This is a genomic window from Shewanella aestuarii (assembly GCF_011765625.1).
Taxonomy (GTDB): domain Bacteria; phylum Pseudomonadota; class Gammaproteobacteria; order Enterobacterales; family Shewanellaceae; genus Shewanella; species Shewanella aestuarii_A.
Genome location: NZ_CP050313.1, coordinates 1676475 through 1698789, shown reverse-complemented (window position 1 = coordinate 1698789; position 22315 = coordinate 1676475). Strand labels below are relative to the sequence as shown.

Genomic DNA, 22315 nt, shown 5'->3' with positions numbered 1-22315 from the left:
AATCTAATTATTGAACAAGTGCAGCAATGGCGCCGATAACACCACCAAAAATACCGCCCCAAACCACTAGCCAGCCTAAATGGGTTTTAATCATATCTTGAACAATTTGTTTAACTAACTGAGGAGTTAATTCATTTAAACGCTGTTCAACAATGTTAGCCACTTTATTTTGAATATCAGCAATCACATTGGGCTGTTCTAGCTCATTGATCAGAATTTCATTGAATTGATCACTTTGTGCTAATTCAACTAAAGACTGTTTCATTTTCTCAATAAATGGCTCTTTTAACGGAATAAGCGCTTCTGTGCCGCCAAGCATTGCTAACATGCCTGCAAAAGATGACTTTTCGATAGTACTTACTAATGCATCAAAGGATGGCGCTAAGTCGACTTTATCGATAACTGGGGTTAAGTCGATAGCATTGCTGTTACTCACAGTTAAAAATCTGTCGATGTTTTCTTCAGTAAAAAACTGCTCCATCATCAGATGTTTAATTCCAAGTTTAAATTCTTCAAACCGTGATGGCACCACGCCAGAGCCATATAAGCCAGGCACTTTTTCAAATAACATATGAATAGCCAACCAATTGGTAATTGCACCTGATAAGGCAAACAGACCAATAGTGAACACGATTGGTTGGTTGCTTGCATAACCCACTGCCACAAACATCGCTGCGATAAGGTTGGTTAAAAGACTTTTATTCAAACTGACTTCTCCAAAAGACAAAATAAAACCCCAATATTTTAACAGTAAAATACCGGGGTCAGTATACAGCCTTAATACATAAGGCTGTATTTTTTGAAAATTAATGAAATGTAAACCATCTAATTATCAATAAAAGCTCATTAATTGCTCCCCATTAAAGCCATCAAGACGCAATTCCGTTAGTTGTCGATGAGCATCAAATCAATATTGGCCGTCTGAGCAATCATTTTAGCTTTAGTTAACATTTCATCAGCAATACCTTGCTGACGATACGCTGGAAGCACATAGAGATCAGCACATTTCCAACTTGTATTAAGCATTAATGAACAATAAGCAGGGTATATTTGAACAAAACCAACAATCCCAAGCTCATCGATAGCCAAAAAGATAATCGAGTCTTTCTCAGCTAAACGCTGATTTAAAAAATTAAAGCAGGCAGCTAGATCACTTTCATATCCCTGCTCTTGTCGATATAAATCTAATAAATGACATAATGGTTTGAGATCTGCTTGAATAGCGAGGCGTATTTGCATTCTTCATCCTTGAATATCATCTTAAGTTAGCGATGATGTTACATATCCATCTAACACTTTTTGCTAAGCCTTTTCATCTGAAGCTAGTGAACTTGACACAGAAGGTTAACTAGGTTCAAAGGAAAGGATTCAAAGTGCATCCATAGCACTACTTTAGTTACCTCCTTCTTAATTGTCCAACCAATTAAAATTAAGCCATAAACCTGACAAAAAACTCTCAAAAGTCTGATAATTTGGTTAAAATAACCTAAGACAATTGATCGCATATCACCTTATTAAATAATATAAAGAGTAAAACATGACATCTATGCTGAGCATTTTCAAGCAACGTCCTCTTTACCAAAAACTACTTTTCATTGGGTTGAGTTGTTATGGTGTTTTTTGTATTTCATTAGGGTTAATAGCTCCTTACATCGCAAAGAAGCAACTTGCGCCATTTATAACTCAGCAAATAGGAAGAGAAACAAGCATTGAAGATATTCGGTTCAACCCTTTTACTTTCGAACTCACTGTCGACAAATTTGCCATTGCTGAACAGAACAACAATCAAGTATTTATTGGCTTTGACAAGCTATATGTAAACGCATCTCCATGGAAATCATTGTTTCAATTATCAGTATCGCTTCAAGAAGCCACACTGACTGCGCCAATGTTTAATCTTGAACGCTTAACTGAACAAACGTTTAATTTTTCTGATATTGCAAATAAATTACAACAAAACGATATGGTGACAACTGACTCTGAAACGGTTCAAAACACCAGCCCTATCGCAATACAAATTAAAAAAATTAATATCCAACAAGGTGTTGTTGCAATAAAAGATGTCGTTAGCGATAGTCAAGTTATCTATCCAAAGATAAATCTAGAATTTAACGACTTTGATAGTGTCGCCAGCACAGTTGAGACATCTAAGGGGACGCAGCAAAAACACAATCTATATGCTATCAGCTTATCAGATGAGCATGGCAGCCAGCTTGATTTAACTGGTCAATTTGAGTTATTTCCACTCACAGTTGAAACCAATATTACCCTCTCTCAATTTCGTTTAGCTAAGTACTGGCAATTTATTGATGAATATTTTGATATTCAATTGAAGCAAGGCTTGCTTAACATAGACAGTAAAATCACTGTCAAAGCTAGGGCTCAACAACCTACTCCGTTTCAATTTGTTGTAGAAGATACAAAGATTCAAATCACAGATATCAATGCAACTCATGCAAATGAAGAAAAAATTGTTATCAATTCGATTGGGGTAAACCAAGTCAATTTGGATAATTTATCCAAGCAAATCACAATCGACAGTTTTGAGGTAAATAAAGCTAAAATTGCATTGAATGTCAGCACTACAGGAGCAGATTTGTTAACTCTGGTAATGCCTAAAAGCATGGATTCTAACAGTAATGACAATACTCAACACAGCCTTAACGAAGAGCCACCAGCAGAATCACGCCCTTGGTTAGTGATGTTACAGAAAGTCGATATCAGCGAGTTTGATGTTAATTTAGGTGAATCAGTTGCTAGTGATAACACCATTAAATGGCAGATCAGCCAAATCAATCTTCAAACAGGCATGATTAAGTCAGATTTATCAGAGCCATTAACTTATAATTTATCAGCAAAAGTGAATACCAACAGCGAATTAGCATCATTGGGTACAATTAATTTAATTGATCAAACATTGTTGGCTGATTTTAGCTATAAAAATATGCATCTTGTAGCACTGCAACCTTATATCGGTAAATTTATCAATGTGACAATTGAAGATGGAATTTTCAACACTCAAGGTAAACTTAAAGTCGATGCTAAAAATGAACTAAATTACCAAGGTAGTGTATGGGTTGATCAACTTGCTATTAAGGATAATGTGTTACATCAACCATTATTGAACTGGCAAAAAATGTCGATTAATCAACTTCAGTTTGATCGACAAACCAGCACAATCGCTATTGATGAAATCCAACTTGATGAACTATTTTCTCGAATAATTATTGCTGAAGATCGCTCAACGAATATTAGTCACTTATTGATTCAAAATGACAGTGAAGCTAAGCAAGCGAGTACAAGTCCCTCAATTGACACCACAGAAGATAGTGCACAATCCGCTATTGCCCCTGTCATTTCAATTAATCAAATAAAACTGACCAACAGTTCAGCATTTTTTGCAGACAACTCGTTAACGCCAAACTTTGCTTCAGGAATTGAACTATTAAATGGCACCATTAAGCAGTTGACCAATAACCCTCAAACAACCGCATCGGTTAATTTAGCAGGTAAGATAGATAAATATGCTCCAGTCACGCTTAAAGGTGACGTCAATCCATTACTTGATCAACCTTACCTAGATTTAAACTTGAATTTTAAAAATGTTGAGCTAACTTCAGTCAACCCATACTCTGGTACCTACGCAGGTTACTATATCGATAAAGGAAAAATTTCTTTAGACTTAACCTACCAACTGAAAAATAATGCTTTAATAGGTTCAAACCACATTGTGATAGATCAATTGCAATTAGGTAAACCGAGTAACAGTGATTTAGCAACAAGCCTACCCGTGACATTAGCCATTGCTTTATTACAAGATCGCCATGGCGTCATTGATTTAGGCGTCGATGTCGAAGGAGATCTAAACTCACCTAGCTTCAGTTTTGGCAGTATAATTATGGGCGCTATTGGTAATATCATCACTAAAGCCGTGACCGCGCCTTTTAGCTTGCTGGCCAGCTTAGTATCAAGTGATGAACCTTTAGATAAAGTTAATTTCGACTTTGGTAGCTCACAACTGAAATCTGAACAATCATCTCATTTAACCACACTGGCAAAAGCATTAGCGGAAAGACCTTTATTAATCGTCAATCTAAAAGGTAGTATCGATGCCGTTAATGACAGCCAAACAATGGCTGAAACCAAATTACACACTAAACTAGCAAACTTGGCTGCAATCGAAGTAGCACAAGTACCGGATAATCTATCTGCTAGTCAATTTCCGGCATCTGGACCATTAACAACAGCCTTGTATCAGTTATACCAAACAGAATTTAACCAAGACCCAGAAGACGTAAAGCAATCCATACTGACAGAAGTGGGATCTGAAAATACAAATCAACAAGTCGCTTTAACTGAAGAACAATTGTCAACAAAATGGCATATCGCCTTGTATAACCTGCTTAAAAATAATCAGCAAATCACTCAGACCGAGTTGGGTATACTGGCTCAAAACAGATCAAAAACGGTAAAAACATTCCTTGTAGAACAAGGTCAAATTGATCCTAAACGCATTTTCATTATGGAAAGTCGGATAAATACGGCACAGGAGTTGGCCGAAGTTCAACTTGAACTGCAACCCAATTGATAATATCTAATATCCTTCTCTTTAAAGGGCCACGACTATCAAGTAAAATCGTGGCCTTTATATTTACCCGTTTTATTAATCATTATGAGGTTTTTATGTTTGTCATCCGTTGGATACTTGGCCGTATTATTTTGTTGTTAGATTTTGTTTTTTCACCGAAAAAACGCCAACGCCCACAAGATGAACAAACCAGTATTGATCAACAAACAAAAAATTTAGCGTTGTACCAATATAAGGCATGCCCTTTTTGCGTCAAAGTTCGCCGCGAAATGAAACGCCAAAATCTAAACATTCCTGTTGTAGATGCCAAACAAGACCATAATAAACAACAACTTTTAACAAATGGCGGCCAACTTAAAGTTCCCTGTTTAAAAATTGAAGCTAACGGCAAAACACAATGGTTATATGAATCTAAAGCAATTATTGAATATTTAAACCAACGCTTTGCTTAATCAAGCCACATAAAAAATACCAATGGGTTAGTACTCATTGGTATTTTATTTATTAGCGCTTTCCAGTACGAATGTATTTGGTTATCCTCGTATCAGTTTGTCAATCAAGGATGTTTAGTTGTGTTGAGATTAATTTTCGTCAGTTTTACCATTTTCATTCTAGCTGCATGTAGCAGTAAAACCGATATTGAGCCAATGGATTTTGCTGGACAATTTAAAGATAAATTTAGCACACAAATTAAAGGGGATGGCATTAAGTTATTTGTGTATACCGCCAAAATAGCCACTGCCTCTGACCGAAACCTCAATGATGTCCCTCCTCATCAACAGCGGATTGATCGTAGAAAACAAGATGCCCGCAGTTATGCCAAAGAAATGCGTAATAAAGAAGAACTTTTGCAGATATGGGCACAACAAGTACAAGTAGGACTAGACAAAACAATCGCAATGACTGGCTATTGTCAAAATGGCTATATTGAATTAAGCCGTTACGTAGAAGCCGAGCGTGGTGAGATCCGTGGTGAATGCCAAGATGGTGCCACAGAAGAAGATAGAGTAAAGTTTGGACGCTAGGCAAACATACGCTAAAATGGGCCTAATATAATGATGGCTAGACAACTTCTGGTCATTTTTTCTGCTTACTGAAGATGTATTATGAACAAAAAACAGCAAATGATTAAGAAATTGGCCAAGCGTGCCAAGGCTCGAAAAAATAAAATAGAACCAGATAACCCAAGTTTAAAGCCTAAAGATCGCTATATTTCTAAGGCTGAAAGAGCCAAAATGGAACTTGAAGCTCAACAAGCAAACGACAATACATCCATTGATACTGAAGCAAGTATTACTGAAAAATGACACAATTTAGTTTTTAGCAAAATCACAACATAAAAAAAGCCAATCAAATGATTGGCGTTTTTTTATTTAATTCACGCACAAGAGTTCTAAGACCATTGCGGGGAAATTAATTATTGTCATGAGCAATTTCAGCTGGCATATCGTCTCTTAACTTTTGCCACATTTTGGCACTTTCTATACCATTTTGTTTCATTAAGCTCGGCACGGCTTGATAGTCTTTTGTCTGTGCTAATTTATTGAGCTCAACATAAAAATTAAAAGCAAGTTTACGGGCATCTGCACTAGAAAAATAATAGCGCCCAACCCGACTATATAATCCTTTAAAGCCATTTAGGATTAAAACATATAATGGGTTACCAGATGCAAAAGCAAGGGTATGATGCAATCGATAATCAAAATCTGCATAGGCCTCAGCATCATCACTAAGTTCATTAATCATATTCAGAACTTCGGTCACTTTTTCAGGGTTATGTCTAATTGACGCTCTGAAATAAATGATGCTGACATCTGCTCGAGCTGACATCAATTGATCAACAAGCAAAGGGAAACCATCTGGATTTAAATCAGCAATAGTCTCAAGAATATTTAAACCCGATGTTTCCCAAAAATGATTTACTTGAGTGGGTTTCCCGTGCTGAATTTTTAACCATCCATCCCGAGCTAACCGCTGTAAAACTTCACGTAACGTTGTGCGCGTAACGCCGATAAGCTCAGATAATTCACGCTCTGCAGGTAAAATTGAGCCTGGTGGGAACTTGTTTTCCCATATTGAACGTACTATGTACTTCTCTGCAAAACTTGCAGGTCCTTTGGCATTGATAATCATCAGCCTAAATTTCCTATACTTAACGGTTGCGACAAAGTATCGCCACTAGATAGTACTGATCATACCAGAGCAGCGAAAAATAAAAACCATTGTTTACTGCCAACATTTATAACGCTGAAATATTAACCACAAACATGCTACTTTTGTGTAATAAATCGAACAATTTTATGACCTCGCGCAACTTTCATGATTACATTTAAGGTTTAATTCAGCTAAACTAGCGCCGAAATGAAGTGTGAACGATGGTTGTCGCGTTAAAATCAGTCATTATATGTCATAAAAACATAAGCCTACAGCTTTGTTTACCTGATAGAACGCTAGGTATTTCTTCACATTATTTTTTGATTGTTCGAATTTCAGACAAATCAAGTTAGTGTAAACCGATGATTACTAGTAACGACAATATGACCTGTTTGATGTTTAGCCATTTATCACTTTCGATGTCAACATCACAATTAATGGAGTGGCTTGTATGCCTGCAACTCAAGGTCAGGCGTTGTTTAGTAACTTTTTAGGTAATTCTCCTACTTGGTACAAACTCGCAATTTTGTCTTTTTTAGCTATTAACCCCCTACTTTTCTTCTTTGTCAGCCCATTCATTGCAGGTTGGGTGCTTGTTATTGAATTTATTTTCACGCTTGCCATGGCGTTGAAATGCTACCCGCTCCAACCAGGCGGATTATTGGCGATTCAAGCTGTAATGATAGGTATGACATCACCAACTCAGGTTTTGCACGAAATAGAAGCGAATCTAGAAGTATTGTTGCTGTTAGTCTTTATGGTGGCTGGCATCTATTTTATGAAGCAACTATTGCTGTTTGCTTTCACGAAGATGATCACTAAGATCCGCTCGAAAATTGTGGTTTCTTTGATGTTCTGTATTGCATCAGCATTTTTATCAGCTTTTTTGGATGCACTAACGGTTATCGCAGTTATTATTGCTGTTGCTGTCGGCTTTTATTCCATTTACCACAAAGTCGCTTCCGGTAAAGATTTTAGCTCTAACCATGACCATACCGACGAAGGAAATACCCAATTAAACGCTCAAGAATTAGAAGATTTCCGAGCCTTCCTACGTAATTTATTGATGCATTCAGGTGTAGGTACTGCTTTAGGTGGTGTTTGCACCATGGTAGGTGAGCCACAAAACCTGATCATCGCCGCGCAAGCACATTGGAGTTTTGGTGAATTCTTTATCCGTATGGCACCGGTTACCATACCTGTGTTATTGGCAGGTGTATTTACCTGTTTTATTGTCGAAAAATTTACATGGTTTGGTTATGGTGCTCAGTTACCTGAGCCGGTTCACAAAATTCTTACCGATTATGCTAGATACGAAGATGAACATAGAACCAAGCAAGATAAGGCCAAATTAATCGTTCAAGCCTTAGTCGGTATTTGGTTAATAGCAGGTCTGGCTTTACATTTAGCATCGGTTGGTCTAATAGGTTTATCCGTTATCATTTTGACCACGGCTTTTAATGGTGTAACTGACGAACATGCAATCGGTAAAGCATTCGAAGAAGCCTTGCCTTTCACTGCGTTACTTGCCGTATTTTTTGCCGTTGTTGGGGTAATTATTGATCAGCACTTGTTTGCTCCTGTCATTCAATGGGCATTAAGCTATGAAGGTAACTCGCAATTAGTTATTTTCTATATTGCCAATGGCTTGTTATCCATGGTCAGCGATAATGTGTTTGTAGGTACCGTGTATATTAACGAGGTTAAATCTGCCTTAATGCAAGGTCAAATAACTCGTGATCAATTTGATTTATTAGCCGTAGCGATTAATACAGGTACTAATCTTCCTTCTGTTGCAACGCCAAACGGTCAAGCTGCGTTTTTATTCTTATTGACGTCTGCTCTTGCCCCCTTAATCCGTTTATCATACGGGCGTATGGTTTGGATGGCACTGCCTTATACGATTGTGCTATCAATTGTGGGCGTATTAGCGATTGAAACCGGCTTTTTAACCGATATGACGAATATGCTTTATGAAAGTCATTGGCTTATTCATCATTCAGCAAAAGACGTAGGCGGTATGGTCACTGGCCATTAAGCGTCAAAAACCTTTGCAAATGATAGACATTATTTTTGAATTACCCTATTGTCTATCCTTTGAAACACCCTCCTTTGAGGGTGTTTTATTATCTTTATGGTGAAATATTAAGGTAGTATTTTGATTCGATTACAACATTTTGCTCATAGCCGTTTATCTTGGGGCTTACTCTTTTTCTCAGGGTTAGTATTAGAGATAGCCGCATTATATTTTCAATATTATATGGATTATGCTCCATGCGTGATGTGTATTTACATTCGAGTAGCGGTATTAGGCATTATGATCTCAGCGCTAATTGGCGCAGTTAATCCTAAATTTTGGCTATTACGATTTGCAGGCATGCTTGGTTGGATTATTTCAGCAGTTTGGGGAGCTAAACTTGCTTTTGAATTAAATGAGATGCAAGTAAACCCATCACCTTTTTCGACTTGTTCATTTTTTCCAGAATTTCCTGAATTTATGCCATTAGATGAATGGCTTCCTCAAATATTTTCGCCGACAGGTATGTGTGGTGAATCGGTTTGGTCATTTTTATCGATTAGTATGGTTCAATGGATGATAATCGGCTTTGTCGTTTACTGCTTTGTTTGGTTATTAATGTTATTACCAGCACTTACACCTAAGCGCAATTAAATCCAATTGATAAGTATCAGCCGAAAAAAAACAGACCACATTATGGTCTGTTTTTTCGAGAAGCTCACTTATATAAATAGTCACTATTCAATGTCTTGTAGCGGCCAAAGCACAATATTATCTTCTAGGTATCTCACTTTATTTTCATTGACGGTTTTATCTTTTACCGACATCCCATTTTGATGCATTAGCGCTTTACTCCCCGCTATCAGCGGATGCCAACTCGCGAGTTTTCGCCCCGAATATAAGCGACGATAGGCGCAGCTATCAGGCAACCAAGTTAAAGAGGCAATATTTTCTTGTGTGATCACAGTACACTCGGGTACATATTTAAAGCGGTCATCATAATGACGGCACTCACAAGACTGATCATCAAGTAAATGGCAAGCGGCATTGGTGTAATACAGCTCATCAGTTTCATCATCAATAATTTTGTTTAAACAACATTTACCACAGCCATCGCAAAGCAGTTCCCATTGCTCTGTGGTCATGTCCTTTAGTGAGGTGGTTTCCCAAAAACTCATGTTAGTACTTCTATTTGTCTTGTTAATCTTTTATGCCAAGGCTGGCTTTGTGTGCTTCTAGCAAATTTTCTTGAGGTGGAGGAATTTGCAAGTAATAGCCTTTTTCTTTCAATTCAGTTTTTACTTTTTCAATATCTGCCAAAGCTAAAGATTCTCTTTTAGATAAAGGCACCATCATAACCAATTTAGGTGTGCCAAACATTTGCATTAATGGCTCTGGAACCGCTTCAAATACATCACGTTTCTCTACAAAAAGATACGTATCAGCACGACGACTGCTTTTATATACTACACAAATCATTTTAGTGTTAATTTCCGATGGTTGTAACTTGATAGTCCACTACACACACTATAACATGGAGTCCCAATAAAATAATTGTAAATCATTTTACAAGCTTAAAATTTGGAGAATAACGACGAGATGGCGAAACAAAATCTCGAGTTAAAAGCCACATCTTTTACTCTATCTGTACTTTATATAAATAATAGTAACCTTGAACTGGTTGCATTAGAGCTAGATAAGAAACTGGCCCAGGCTCCACAATTTTTTCGTGGTGCACCATTAATACTCAATTTAACAGCCATTGATGGCGAAGATGTTGATTTAGCAAAATTAAAATCAATACTGAATGAACGTCATTTAATCATTGTTGGTATTACTGAAGCCTCGATACCTTTTTCTGCTCAGGCTAAACATCTAGGGTTAGCTGTTGTAAAATCAGGAAAACAAGCTGCTAAACCAAGTATACCGCCAAGGCAAACTAAAATTGTTAAACAAAATGTACGCTCCGGACAGCAAATCTATGCAAAAGATGCAGATTTGATTGTTTTTGGTGCGGTAGGTAATGGCGCAGAAGTTATTGCAGATGGTAGCATTCATGTATATGGTGCTTTGCGTGGCAAAGCAATGGCTGGCGCGGCTGGTGACACAAACAGTGTCATTATTGCACAGACACTCGATGCTGAATTAGTTTCTATCGCAGGACAATATTGGACAGCAGATACTTTGCAACAACGTTGTCAGTCACAAAGAGGTTGTGTCCGCCTTAATGGCGAGTCTCTCACGGTTGAACTATTGCCTTAAAGGCAAATTTAAAGGATATAAAAACACATGGCACAAATTATTGTTGTCACATCAGGAAAAGGCGGTGTAGGTAAGACAACCTCCAGTGCTGCTATTGCCACAGGTCTAGCATTGAAAGGCAAGAAAACCGTTGTTATTGACTTTGATATCGGTTTGAGAAATCTTGATTTGATTATGGGGTGTGAACGTCGGGTTGTTTATGACTTTGTTAATGTGATTAATGGTGAAGCAAACCTTAATCAAGCACTGATAAAAGACAAACGCTGTGATAAGTTGTTTGTATTACCGGCATCTCAAACCCGAGACAAAGATGCGTTGACTAAAGAAGGTGTTGGCAAAGTCCTTGAAGATTTAAGTAAAGATTTTGACTATATTGTGTGCGACTCGCCAGCAGGAATTGAGCAAGGTGCAATGATGGCACTTTACTTTGCAGATATCGCGATTGTCACTACCAACCCAGAAGTCAGCTCAGTGCGAGATTCAGACCGTATTCTTGGCATGTTACAAAGCCGCTCTCGTCGCGCCGAACTCAGTCTAGAACCTATTAAGGAATATCTCTTGTTAACCCGTTATTCACCTACGCGTGTTAAAACAGGTGAAATGCTTAGCGTTGAAGATGTGAATGAAATTTTAGCAATTGAATTACTAGGTGTTATTCCTGAGTCTCAGGCAGTATTGAAAGCGTCTAACTCAGGTGTACCCGTCATCATTGACCAAGAAAGCGATGCTGGTCTTGCATATAGTGACACTGTAGATAGATTATTGGGTGAAGATGTACCGTTACGTTTTATCGCCGAAGAAAAGAAAGGGTTCCTCAAAAGGATATTTGGTAGCTAATTATGTCCATACTTGATTATTTCAGAAGTAATAAAAAACCAAACACAGCATCTTTAGCTAAAGAGCGCTTACAAATTATTGTCGCACATCAGCGTGGTCAACGTGGTGCTCCGGATTATTTACCTAAGATGAAACAAGAAATTATTGAAGTCATCCGTAAATATGTCCAAATATCCGAAGACCAAGTGTCTGTGCAGCTAGATCAAAATGATGACAATTTATCTGTGCTTGAGCTAAACGTGACCCTACCGGATACCAAGTAGCGGTTAATAAATTAAAAATGCCATTTGTTTTCCCCAAATGGCATTTTTATTTTTGCACAAACACAAAACTTGATGATTAATTAACCATCAAAACTGATGCTATCTAAACGATTGCCAATAAGCACACCGCGCCAGCCAGACAATATCAACGGGGTTTCGGTTTGCTTGTCAAAATATAGCCATAACATTAATTGATGAATGAGCCTTTTTGAACCAATAAACTCCATTGCAACATTTTGCTGTTCACTGACCTCAGTAATAATATTCTTTATCGCTTTAAAAGTTGCTTTATAGGTTGGTTTTAGCGCGATAACATCCAGCTCTTCAGGTAGTTGCTTTAAATCAGCTGTCGCCATCACTTTTAATAAATCTTTTCCATGAAAGCGTTTTTCATGCTCAGTGAGTTCGCTCATACGATTTAAATCAGCTAAATTCTGCGGTTGTTTTTTGGCTAAAGCGATAAGCGCATGATCTTTAATAACAAAACCGAGTGCAAGATTGCGCAAAACAGCTTTCTCAAGGCGCCATCTGGCCAACACCTTTAAATAAGCCAATTGTTCACGCGTTAACTGAAAAGCATTCTTAACTTTAATATAGGCTGTTTCTGGCTCAACCCCCTCAAGACGCCCTTCTGTGAGCCGCTCACCTTCTTCATATAACCAATCTAATCGATTAAGCTCATTTAATTTAGCTAGCACTTGTGGGTAAAGTTTATAAAGATAATAAACATCATTGGCTGCGTATTGAAGTTGTGCGTCAGATAAGGGGCGTTTCATCCAATCTGTTCGAGACTCGCCTTTGTCTAACTCAACACTTAAACACTGCTCAACTAATTTAGCGTAGCCCAAACCATGACCCATTTGCGCTAAACTGGCTGCTATTTGGCTGTCAAATAATGGCTTAGGCTGGCATTTGCCGTAATGAGCAAATACTTCTAAATCCTCACTACATGAATGAACCAGCTTAATGATGTTTTCATTGGTTAGTAATGCCCAAAATGGGGCTAAATCTTTGATGGCAATGGGGTCAATTAAGGCTAACGTTTTACCGTCATAGGCTTGGATCAAGCCAAGATTTGCATAATAAGTTCTAGTGCGAACAAATTCGGTATCTAACACTAATAAACTTGTTTGTTGATACTGCTCTACTAATGATAATAAAGATGCATCATCACTGATATATTCAAACGCTAACACAGTTTACTCCGTGAGATTTTAGGCTAATAAAAAGCCGGCGATTATGCCGGCTTCATCATTTACGCTTTTTTAGCTTCGTCTCGAAGCTGTCTGCGTAAAATCTTACCCACATTTGTTTTTGGTAATTCGTCTCTGAATTCTACCAGTTTTGGTACTTTATATCCCGTTAAATGATGACGACAATGATTAATCAAATCTTTTTCAGTTAATGATTTATCTTTTGCAACCACAAATATTTTGACAAGCTCACCACTGGCATCATTAGGAACGCCAACTGCAGCAACTTCTATCACTTTAGGGTGCAGGGCAACAACATCTTCAACTTCATTTGGAAATACGTTAAAGCCAGAAACTAGAATCATATCTTTCTTTCTGTCAACAATATAAAAGAAGCCGGTTTCATCCATATAACCAATATCGCCAGTCGCTAACCAGCCATCTTTGTCAATCACTTTAGCCGTTTCTTCTGGACGTTGCCAATAACCTTGCATAATCTGTGGGCCTTTAGCAAATAGCTCACCGGTTTCGCCTTGAGCAAGCACCTTGCCATCTTCATCTCGTACTTGAATCAAAGTAGAAGGTGCTGGAAAACCAATGGAACCGTTATAACCGTCTAGATCGTAAGGACAACAGGTTACTAATGGGGAGGCTTCTGTTAAGCCATAGCCTTCCAATAAACGAGTTTTAGTAATTGATTGCCACTTATCTGCAACGGCTTTTTGAACTGCCATTCCGCCGCCAATTGATAGTTTTAGCCCAGAAAAGTCTAAGTTTTTAAACTCATCATTATTCACTAAAGCATTAAAAAGCGTGTTAACACCCGTTAACGCAGTAAAAGGGTATTTTTTAAGTTCAGCAACAAAAGCAGGAATGTCTCGAGGATTAGTAATCAATAAGTTTTGACTACCTTTGTGTAAAAAGAGTAAGCAATTTACTGTTAACGCAAAAATATGATAAAGCGGTAGTGCCGTTACCACAAATTCAATGCCATCCTTTAGCGCTGGCGAATAGGCACCATTGGCCTGTAAAACGTTTGAAACCACGTTTTTATGGCTCAGCATTGCCCCTTTAGAGACACCTGTTGTCCCGCCAGTGTATTGTAAAAACGCGAGATCATTAGCTGATATCTCTGGCTTAACATATTGTAAACGACGCCCTTTTGACAAACTATCACGAAATGAACGCGCATGAGGTAAGTCGTATTTAGGCACCATTTTTTTAATGTACTTAACGACAAAATTGACTAAGGTTCTTTTAGTCGCACTGAGCTGATCGCCTAAGCGAGTGATTATCACCGACTCAACTGGAGTTTGATCAACAATTTCTTCCAAGGTCTTGGCAAAATTCGATACCACAACAATGGCTTTAGCACCCGAATCCACTAATTGGTGTTTTAACTCTCGTGGTGTATAAAGTGGGTTAACGTTTACAACCACCATGCCAGCACGTAACACCCCAAATAGTGCAATCGGATATTGCAACAAATTTGGCATCATAAGTGCGACTCTATCACCCTTTTCAAGCTTTAACTCATTTTGTAAGTAAGCTGCAAAGGCACGACTACGCTCTTCAAGCTTACGATAAGTCATCGTAGCACCCATATTAACAAAGGCAGGTTGATCAGCATATTTAGCCACCGCATGCTCAAACATTGCGACAAGTGATGGGAACTGGGCTGGGTCGATTTCTGCTGGTACTTTAGCTGGTAAGTGATTAATCCAAGGCTGATCCACAGGTGTCTCCTATTAAACGCCACTGTGCTAAGACGTGCATTCCCCGTCAGTGGCTATCGCGTTCTGATACCTGTCGCTTTTATTCTAATATGGCAATCAATAACAGAACGATTGTAATTTTTATGAGCTTGCAAAAATCATACAAGCGTTTTAATTTTGAACATAGTCACATATTTAATACAAAAATAACAGGGATTTTGCTCGTACAACGCACTATTTTAGAATAAATGCTCGAATTTGTTGCAATAATGCACCAGCATTGCCCATATGGACATGATGATCACCTTCGAGATGCGATATTGTAATGCGGCTAAACCATTTATCCGTATGCTCAAGCATCAATTTTAACTGCTTAAAGCCTTGTTCACCTAATACTAATAAAGTTGAGGTATCGCTTTGGCTCATTAAAGCGTCAACCTGCTCAAAAGTCATTCGGTACAGCGAATCTAATTTTAAACGAGGGTCACTTCGCCAGTAAAAACGTTGATTAACTAATTGCACATTACGCTGACTGATCATTCTGCACCAAATTTCGTCTAGTCCGGTTAATTGCTGTCTAGCCTTGATAATCACATCAAGATTTGCATAACCCCTATCTTGAAACGCAGGAGATTGTTGCTTTTTGGCGTTAAATAATCGATGTTGTTTTATGCCATCTTGTAAGCGTGTTTTAGTGAATTCTGCTGGCTCATTTATAGGCGATAATGCTTCTATTAAAATAAGTTTTTCAATTCGGTTAACAAAACTAGCATTGTATGCAGCGGCCACTAACCCACCTAAAGAGTGCCCAAGTAGCGTAATGGGTAAATTATTATCATGGGTTAAATACTCGACAACAGCGTCTAAATCATAAACATAATCTATAAAATGCAGAGGATAAGTACCCGGTCGATGTTCAGAAAAACCATGTCCAGGCCAATCAAACGTAATTAATTGATAGTGGTTAACTAAATCTGAGGCTAAAAATAATTCAGCCAAAGGCAGGAAACTATTTAAATTATCTAACCAGCCGTGACACGCTAAAATGATAGGTTTATTTTCATCACCATAGCGCATCGCGGCAATACGTATATGAGCCAGAGGTAGAATCAGTTCGGTTTGCGCTTTTTCGGCAACTTTTTCAAACTCTAACTCATTGACAGACATATATTACTTAGCCTTTTTAATAAACTTCAATGTCATACGGTCACTCTCGCCGATATCTAAATATTTTTGTTTATCTTCTTCACCTAGGGCTAAGCGAGGCGGCAAGGTCCACACACCTTTGGCATAGTTTTTCGTATCTTTGGGATTGGCATTTACTTCTGAACTTGCTGCTAATTCAAAACCGGCTTTTTGGGCTAATTCCACCATTTGATTTTGTTCCATGTAACCACTTTCTGCCGCCATGCCGGGATTAGCTCTGTGCTCAACAACGCCAAAGGTACCACCTTCTTTTAGTACTGCATAAGCGGCGTTAAACACCCCTTCAAGTTGGCCTTTCATCGCCCAGTTATGCAGGTTTCTGAAGGTTAAAACATGATCAGCAGAATTGTCAGCACCCAAATTTAATTTAACTGGCGGGTTTAACGTAACAAATTGGACATCTCCAACGACAGCTTTGTTATCTGCAACCCATTTTTCAAATTTTTCACCGGCAGATTTAAAATACGCTGTTTGTCGAGTATCTTCTGTAGGTTCGGTTTCAAAATTTGCCGCAACATATTGGCCTTGTTCTGCTAAATACGGTGCTAAAATTTCAGCATACCAACCACCACCGGGCCACAACTCAATCACAGTTTGATCCGCTTTAACATCAAAAAATGCCAATGTTTCAGCAGGATGTCTATATACATCACGTAGCTTATTGCTATCGCTACGAAAATCACTTGCTACCGCGGCTTTTAATTTATCATTAATTTTCACCTCTGCAGCATGTGCCGAATTGAACATTGAATCGGATACAAAACCAGCACTTACCATGCCCAAAGTTAGAGCGAGAAATAACTTAGCTTTCATTTAATATTCCCTTTTGTTGAATCCACTTTACGCCAACTGAGCCATAGCATGAAACAGCTAAAAGCTAACCATAACACCACCCATATCCAGGCTGGTATCCAGGTCATACTTGCTAATGCTACCGCATCACCTTGACCAGCTAAACCAAACAACACCATAGGGCTAGCCATGGCATTGAGTATTATCATCAAGCCTAATATACGCAGTAAACTATTTAAAGGACGACTATTTTTCAATTTAAGTGGTAACAAAATAAGTCCAGCTAAACAAAGTAAAATAATAATCGTCAATAAATCACGTGACCAAAGTACAACTGAGGCCAAAATCGTCATTGCTAAAAAAGATAAGGTGAACCGAATACCATCACGCCAAGTTGCTAATAAAAAAATTAAATAGCCCCATATTGCTGCACCTAAATAGCCTGAGAAAGCAATCAACACGCCATTGCCGCCAAGGCTGTAACACAAACCAGCACCATTAGGGAATAATTGAATTTGACTAACAACACCACCTGAAACCACTGTCGCAATCCCATGAGATAATTCATGAAAATAACTTTCAAACCACTTAAAAGGAACACTAATAAAAGGTAATCGGGTTAATAAGAAGGCCACTATCAATTCAAAAACAAATCGCCCACGGGTAGGAATACCACTTTGATAAGCTAATTTGTCGTTTATTGAATTATGGTTAGGTAATGTCATAATGGATTGGTATTAAACAAAAAGTTAGGAAGCTGAAAGACAGTAAAACAGATTTGCATCAGAGCATAAACTACTTATTGGCTTACCTAATTAGGCGTATAAATCAATACCTACCATTTGTTGGATTTCATCTCGCTTTGCTGCGTGCATAGTCATCATGTAAGCACTAATAGCACCTCGAGAGGACTCTGAACCTGCATCATATTCAACCTTCGACTGCTGTTTAACTGTGATAGATTGTGAAGGCTCAGACTGAAAAACGCCAGAATCAACAACGGCACGTTCACGTTCGCTTTGTGATAAATCGTTTTCAATCTGATTGACATTTGCTGCAGCTGATTGAGTACGTTGAATTGACGCTGAAGAAGCTAAGGCATTAACCTCTTGTTTTGGATTTGCTTCTTTAATTGGTGGACTGACAGTTGGACGATTAACGGCAACGGCTTGGTTCAAATGCACTTGTGATGTTTGCACTTGAGTTAAATGTTTAACTGATGCTTGATTTATCTGCATTATTCAAACTCTAGACTGTCAGTATCTTATCGACTTCAGCTATTCTCTGCCTGGTAGTTTTTTCCAAGTTACCGTATCACGAAGATAAACGGGGGCTAAGTCTTCAACACTGGTGTGTTGTTTCTTTGCTACACCATCTTCTGCAAGAATAAGCATAGCACGAGCATCTGGGTAGGTAACCTGTGTTAATAAACAAATCTTATCTGCCATTGCTAATAAATCCGGATAAGCAGTAAACCCGGTACCACATGCAACAATAGGTTCATTAGTGTTTAATTGTAGTTCAATTAAATCAGGAGTGCAGACTTGCTCTAAACCAACCAGAGTTGCTATGCCATTTTCTGACACAAACTGGCCAACATAAACTTCATTCATTCTGGCATCAATAGCACAAAACACTTGCTCTGCATTGTGTTCACTTATCGCCATTTGCGCCATTGCAGCTAAAGTGGAAATACCGATAACAGGTAAATCTTGGCCCAATGCTAAACCTTGAGTCATACTGGTGCAAATTCGGATCCCAGTAAAGCTGCCGGGCCCTCTTCCGTAAGCAATAACATCAATATCAGCCAAACTTATATGAGCTTCTTTGAGTATCTCATCGACCATAGGTAATAGGCGTTGACTATGTTGACGAGGCGCATCGGCAATACGAGAAAAAACCTTACCTTCATAAGTCAATGCAGCCGAACAAGATTCGGTGCAAGTATCAAGAGCAAGGATGCGCAAAGGAGTATGAAATGTCATTTATAAAACCAGTCAATGCAGTAAAAAGAGCCGCTATGATAACTTATGGGATTTGTTTTAAAAAGTGCAATGCACTATCTAAATCGCGTGTTCGTTGCATAGGAGGCAATGAATTAATAAATGCTTGTCCATAGTCACGATTAACAATGCGGTTATCACACAAGATCAAAACCCCTCTATCTTTCTCATCACGAATAAGCCGACCAACACCTTGCTTCAAACTGATAACCGCTTGGGGTAACGAGATATGAGTAAAGGGATCTAATCCTTGGCGTTCAGCATTGGCAGCTCTTGCACGATATAAAGTATCTTCTGGTGACACAAAGGGTAATTTATCAATTATTACGCAGCTTAGTAATTTTCCACGTACATCAACCCCCTCCCAAAAACTACCTGTTCCCAATAAGACCCCATTACCAAGTTGCCTAAACTTATTAAATAAACTTTGTTTGCTAGCTTGACCTTGCACTAGCAATGGGTAGGCAACTTGACTTCTCAGCATCTGCGCCACTTGTTCTAACATGTGATGACTAGTAAATAAGATAAAAGTTCGCCCTTGAGCCGCGTTAATTGCTTGCACACAAACTTCAACCAGCCGTTTTATACTTTGTTGGTTTTGGCCCACTTTACCTAAATGGCGTGGCACACAAAATAAGGCTTGATTAGGATAATCGAACGGACTGTCTAAAATAACTTGCTTTGAATTAACAAGCCCTAATTCTTTAGCAAAATGCTCAAGTTGTCGATTCACTTGTAAAGTAGCCGAAGTAAAAATCCAGCTGGTATTTTTATCAAATAATTGCTCACACTGCTTGGCAACATTTATTGGTGATGACCGTAAACTAATAAATCGAGGACCATATTCGATACTATATGCGGCTTGTGGATCTTGACACTCAAAATAATCTTTTAGTTTGTCATTTAATGCAATTAGACGTTCAAAAGCAATGTCCAACTCTTCGTCTCTACCTATATGATGCTGCATATTATTAGCTAATTCAGCCAACATTTTATGCAATTGCCAACTAGCCATCATTAAGCTTTTATTTGCTAAAACTTGGCGCCAATCAGTTGCACCGAAGTTAAACATCTCATTATGCCAGTTGCCTAATTGAAGCAAAGCTCGTTGCGATAGCTGCTCTAATTGAATGCTATCTCGAATATTTTGCTTATGAATAGTCATAATTTGATTAAGAAGCTTGTCTATTTCACGACTACCTACATGATTTCCAAAATAACTTATACATATATCTGGAACTAAGTGAGCTTCATCAAATATGACAACATCAGGATCTGGCAACAATTCAGCAAACCCCGTGTCTTTTAATAACCGGTCAGCAAAAAACAAATGATGATTAACCACCACCAGTTTGGCATCCATGGCGTTAACCCTGGCTTTACGCGTGAAACAAGCTTCATAAAATTCACATTTTTTCCCAGTACAACTTTCCTTGGAGCTTACGACATAAGGAATAACTGCCGAGTGCTCTGAAACGGATGTGAGATTACCAATATCGCCATTAGTACTTAAAGCAGCCCACTGATTGATTTTTAATAAATCATCCAGTAAATCTTCGTGACAATGACTCGCTTGCTGCATTTGCTTATCAAGCCTTAATTGGCACAAGTAATTACTACGCCCTTTTAATAAGGCAATTCGAGGATGAATATCTAACATCGACAATAATGCGGGCAAGTCTTTTAAAAACAATTGCTCTTGCAGGTTTTTACTGCCTGTACTGACCACAATTTGCTTGCCACTAAGTAATGCGGGGATCAAATAAGCATAGGTTTTACCTACACCGGTTCCCGCTTCTAAAATCAAATTTTCTCTACTAGCGATAACTTGACTGACTTCGATAGCCATATCAGTTTGACTTTGTCGACTGCGATATTGATGAACATGCCGAGCTAATGCACCATCGTCACTAAACTCATGAATAACAAGTTTTGTTAAGTTAGCGCACTTGGAATTATAACGAGGAGAAGATGCAGGCAAAGTAGTAAAAGTCCATTAATATATACTCTATGAGTATAATCATTTTTAGATATAAAAAAAGGAACCCGAAGGTTCCTCTTTCTAAAGCCGACTAACTAATTACTTAGTTAAAGCTTCTTTTGCTTTTTCAACTAAAGTTGCAAATACAACTTTGTCGAATACAGCGATGTCAGCCAAAATCTTACGATCGATTTCGATAGACGCCTTTTTCAGACCGTTGATGAAACGGCTGTAAGACAGACCATTTTGACGAGAAGCCGCATTGATACGTGCAATCCATAATTGACGGAATTGACGTTTCTTTTGACGACGGTCACGGTAAGCATATTGACCAGCTTTTGTTACTGCTTGAACAGCAACACGGTAAGTACGGCTACGAGCGCCATAATAACCTTTAGCTAATTTAAGTACTTTCTTGTGACGAGCACGAGCGGTTACACCACGCTTAACTCTAGGCATTGTTTATCTCTCCTTTAATTAAGCGTATGGTAGTTGACGTGCAATTGCTGGCACATCAGACTTAGCTACTAAACATTTAGCACGTAAGTGACGTTTACGCTTAGTGCTCTTCTTGGTCAAAATATGACGTAAGTGTGCTTGTTTACGCTTGAAACCATTAGCGGTTTTTCTGAAGCGCTTTTGTACACCCTTGTCTGTTTTCATTTTAGGCATTTCTAAAACTCCGCATTGGGATAATTAATAAAACGTAAGGCGAGTGAAGTCCTCAAAAGAGTCTTCACTACTTTAGTTGGTTGCCCTACTATTTCTTTTTAGGTGCTAGCACCATAATTGCTTGACGACCTTCCATTTTCGGGAAAGATTCGACAACCGCATACTCTTCCAAATCTGCCTTGATACGATTCAAAAGATCCATACCTAGGTTTTGGTGTGCCATTTCGCGACCACGGAAACGCAGCGTAATTTTCGCTTTGTCCCCATCTTCTAGAAAACGAATCAGGTTGCGTAGTTTTACCTGATAGTCGTTTTCATCAGTGCCAGGACGGAATTTAATTTCCTTAACCTGGACCTGTTTCTGCTTCTTCTTTTGTTCCTTTTGGGCTTTTGCCTTATCAAATAGGAACTTACCGTAGTCCATTATGCGACAAACAGGAGGCTCAGCATTAGGGCTAATTTCAACAAGGTCTACCCCTGCTTCATCTGCAATATTTTGAGCTTCTTTAATACTAACGATACCAATGGCTTCACCATCTAAGCCCGATAAACGGACTTCTGGAACACCGGTGATTTCTTCATTGATTCTATTAGGCGCGGCTTGTCGCCCTGCTGTTCTTTTGATCTTTATG

Annotated in this window: 25 protein-coding genes; 9 read left to right on the top strand and 16 right to left on the bottom strand. The window is 38.5% G+C overall.

The genetic code is table 11. The features are described 5' to 3' along the window. Nucleotides 1-7 precede the first annotated feature (7 nt). Together HBH39_RS07760 and HBH39_RS07755 are read right to left on the bottom strand one after the other, a co-directional pair. On the bottom strand, nucleotides 8-706 hold the full coding sequence (locus tag HBH39_RS07760) for a DUF445 domain-containing protein (RefSeq protein ID WP_167677102.1): 699 nt from the start codon (nucleotides 704-706) through the stop codon (nucleotides 8-10). Between the two features lie 179 nt (nucleotides 707-885). Further along, nucleotides 886-1239: a GNAT family N-acetyltransferase gene (locus tag HBH39_RS07755; protein WP_167677100.1), complete on the bottom strand. Its 354-nt coding sequence runs from the start codon at nucleotides 1237-1239 to the stop codon at nucleotides 886-888. 298 nt (nucleotides 1240-1537) lie between these two features. Between HBH39_RS07755 and HBH39_RS07750 the strand changes: the two genes are divergently transcribed. The 4 genes from HBH39_RS07750 to HBH39_RS07735 all read left to right on the top strand — a co-directional run bounded on the left by HBH39_RS07750 (nucleotide 1538) and on the right by HBH39_RS07735 (nucleotide 5895). Continuing rightward, nucleotides 1538-4588 carry a DUF748 domain-containing protein gene (locus tag HBH39_RS07750; RefSeq protein WP_167677098.1) on the top strand — a complete coding sequence of 1017 codons (3051 nt, stop codon included), beginning with the start codon at nucleotides 1538-1540 and terminating at the stop codon, nucleotides 4586-4588. A gap of 95 nt (nucleotides 4589-4683) precedes the next feature. Further along, nucleotides 4684-5040, top strand: coding sequence for a glutathione S-transferase N-terminal domain-containing protein (locus tag HBH39_RS07745; RefSeq protein ID WP_167680010.1), 357 nt, complete (start codon nucleotides 4684-4686; stop codon nucleotides 5038-5040). Nucleotides 5041-5160: 120 nt separating this feature from the next. Further along, a complete protein-coding gene (locus HBH39_RS07740; protein WP_244325760.1) occupies nucleotides 5161-5613 on the top strand; it encodes a hypothetical protein in 453 nt (150 codons plus the stop codon). An 81-nt stretch (nucleotides 5614-5694) separates the two neighbouring features. Continuing rightward, complete coding sequence (locus tag HBH39_RS07735) at nucleotides 5695-5895, top strand: DUF2986 domain-containing protein (RefSeq protein WP_167677095.1); 201 nt, start codon at nucleotides 5695-5697, stop codon at nucleotides 5893-5895. A 106-nt stretch (nucleotides 5896-6001) separates the two neighbouring features. On the opposite strand, the gene fadR is transcribed toward HBH39_RS07735, so the two are convergent. After that, the gene (gene fadR / locus HBH39_RS07730) at nucleotides 6002-6721 is read right to left on the bottom strand and encodes a fatty acid metabolism transcriptional regulator FadR (protein ID WP_167677093.1); all 720 of its coding nucleotides are present in this window, start codon (nucleotides 6719-6721) and stop codon (nucleotides 6002-6004) included. A gap of 472 nt (nucleotides 6722-7193) precedes the next feature. On the opposite strand from fadR, the gene nhaB reads away from it, so the two are divergent. Both nhaB and dsbB read left to right on the top strand, forming a co-directional pair. Continuing rightward, nucleotides 7194-8780, top strand: coding sequence for a sodium/proton antiporter NhaB (gene nhaB, locus HBH39_RS07725; RefSeq protein WP_167677091.1), 1587 nt, complete (start codon nucleotides 7194-7196; stop codon nucleotides 8778-8780). A gap of 120 nt (nucleotides 8781-8900) precedes the next feature. After that, complete coding sequence (gene dsbB / locus HBH39_RS07720) at nucleotides 8901-9413, top strand: disulfide bond formation protein DsbB (RefSeq protein WP_167677089.1); 513 nt, start codon at nucleotides 8901-8903, stop codon at nucleotides 9411-9413. An 83-nt stretch (nucleotides 9414-9496) separates the two neighbouring features. Here dsbB and HBH39_RS07715 read toward each other — a convergent pair whose 3' ends face one another. Together HBH39_RS07715 and HBH39_RS07710 are read right to left on the bottom strand one after the other, a co-directional pair. Further along, nucleotides 9497-9937, bottom strand: a complete 441-nt coding sequence (locus HBH39_RS07715) for a YcgN family cysteine cluster protein (protein WP_167677087.1) — start codon at nucleotides 9935-9937, stop codon at nucleotides 9497-9499. A 22-nt stretch (nucleotides 9938-9959) separates the two neighbouring features. Further along, the gene (locus tag HBH39_RS07710) at nucleotides 9960-10238 is read right to left on the bottom strand and encodes a YcgL domain-containing protein (protein WP_167677084.1); all 279 of its coding nucleotides are present in this window, start codon (nucleotides 10236-10238) and stop codon (nucleotides 9960-9962) included. Nucleotides 10239-10358: 120 nt separating this feature from the next. On the opposite strand from HBH39_RS07710, the gene minC reads away from it, so the two are divergent. The 3 genes from minC to minE are packed head-to-tail and all read left to right on the top strand — an operon-like array spanning nucleotide 10359 to nucleotide 12121. After that, nucleotides 10359-11021: a septum site-determining protein MinC gene (gene minC / locus HBH39_RS07705; RefSeq protein ID WP_167677082.1), complete on the top strand. Its 663-nt coding sequence runs from the start codon at nucleotides 10359-10361 to the stop codon at nucleotides 11019-11021. Nucleotides 11022-11048: 27 nt separating this feature from the next. Then, entirely contained in the window at nucleotides 11049-11858 is an 810-nt protein-coding gene (gene minD, locus HBH39_RS07700) for a septum site-determining protein MinD (RefSeq protein ID WP_167677080.1), read from the top strand. A gap of 2 nt (nucleotides 11859-11860) precedes the next feature. Next, complete coding sequence (gene minE, locus HBH39_RS07695) at nucleotides 11861-12121, top strand: cell division topological specificity factor MinE (protein WP_167677078.1); 261 nt, start codon at nucleotides 11861-11863, stop codon at nucleotides 12119-12121. A gap of 80 nt (nucleotides 12122-12201) precedes the next feature. Here the strand turns inward: minE and rnd are convergent, their stop codons facing one another. The 11 genes from rnd to infC all read right to left on the bottom strand — a co-directional run bounded on the left by rnd (nucleotide 12202) and on the right by infC (nucleotide 22314). Further along, a complete protein-coding gene (gene rnd, locus HBH39_RS07690) occupies nucleotides 12202-13317 on the bottom strand; it encodes a ribonuclease D (protein ID WP_167677076.1) in 1116 nt (371 codons plus the stop codon). Nucleotides 13318-13376: 59 nt separating this feature from the next. After that, nucleotides 13377-15050, bottom strand: coding sequence for a long-chain-fatty-acid--CoA ligase FadD (fadD, locus tag HBH39_RS07685; protein WP_167677074.1), 1674 nt, complete (start codon nucleotides 15048-15050; stop codon nucleotides 13377-13379). Nucleotides 15051-15263: 213 nt separating this feature from the next. Next, nucleotides 15264-16196, bottom strand: coding sequence for an alpha/beta hydrolase (locus HBH39_RS07680; protein ID WP_167677072.1), 933 nt, complete (start codon nucleotides 16194-16196; stop codon nucleotides 15264-15266). A 3-nt stretch (nucleotides 16197-16199) separates the two neighbouring features. Continuing rightward, nucleotides 16200-16982 carry a class I SAM-dependent methyltransferase gene (locus HBH39_RS07675; protein ID WP_244325787.1) on the bottom strand — a complete coding sequence of 261 codons (783 nt, stop codon included), beginning with the start codon at nucleotides 16980-16982 and terminating at the stop codon, nucleotides 16200-16202. Between the two features lie 62 nt (nucleotides 16983-17044). Then, nucleotides 17045-17752 (bottom strand): M50 family metallopeptidase, encoded by a 708-nt coding sequence (locus tag HBH39_RS07670; protein WP_167677068.1) that lies wholly within the window; start codon nucleotides 17750-17752, stop codon nucleotides 17045-17047. Between the two features lie 90 nt (nucleotides 17753-17842). Further along, entirely contained in the window at nucleotides 17843-18265 is a 423-nt protein-coding gene (locus HBH39_RS07665; protein WP_167677066.1) for a hypothetical protein, read from the bottom strand. Nucleotides 18266-18304: 39 nt separating this feature from the next. Continuing rightward, nucleotides 18305-19012 carry a tRNA (adenosine(37)-N6)-threonylcarbamoyltransferase complex dimerization subunit type 1 TsaB gene (tsaB, locus tag HBH39_RS07660; RefSeq protein ID WP_167677064.1) on the bottom strand — a complete coding sequence of 236 codons (708 nt, stop codon included), beginning with the start codon at nucleotides 19010-19012 and terminating at the stop codon, nucleotides 18305-18307. Nucleotides 19013-19055: 43 nt separating this feature from the next. Then, nucleotides 19056-20954 carry an ATP-dependent DNA helicase gene (locus HBH39_RS07655; protein ID WP_244325786.1) on the bottom strand — a complete coding sequence of 633 codons (1899 nt, stop codon included), beginning with the start codon at nucleotides 20952-20954 and terminating at the stop codon, nucleotides 19056-19058. 156 nt (nucleotides 20955-21110) lie between these two features. After that, complete coding sequence (gene rplT, locus HBH39_RS07650; RefSeq protein WP_011637486.1) at nucleotides 21111-21470, bottom strand: 50S ribosomal protein L20; 360 nt, start codon at nucleotides 21468-21470, stop codon at nucleotides 21111-21113. Between the two features lie 18 nt (nucleotides 21471-21488). Next, nucleotides 21489-21683 carry a 50S ribosomal protein L35 gene (rpmI, locus tag HBH39_RS07645; protein ID WP_055023949.1) on the bottom strand — a complete coding sequence of 65 codons (195 nt, stop codon included), beginning with the start codon at nucleotides 21681-21683 and terminating at the stop codon, nucleotides 21489-21491. 88 nt (nucleotides 21684-21771) lie between these two features. Then, nucleotides 21772-22314, bottom strand: coding sequence for a translation initiation factor IF-3 (infC, locus tag HBH39_RS07640; protein WP_167680007.1), 543 nt, complete (start codon nucleotides 22312-22314; stop codon nucleotides 21772-21774). Between the last annotated feature and the right edge of the window lies 1 nt (nucleotide 22315).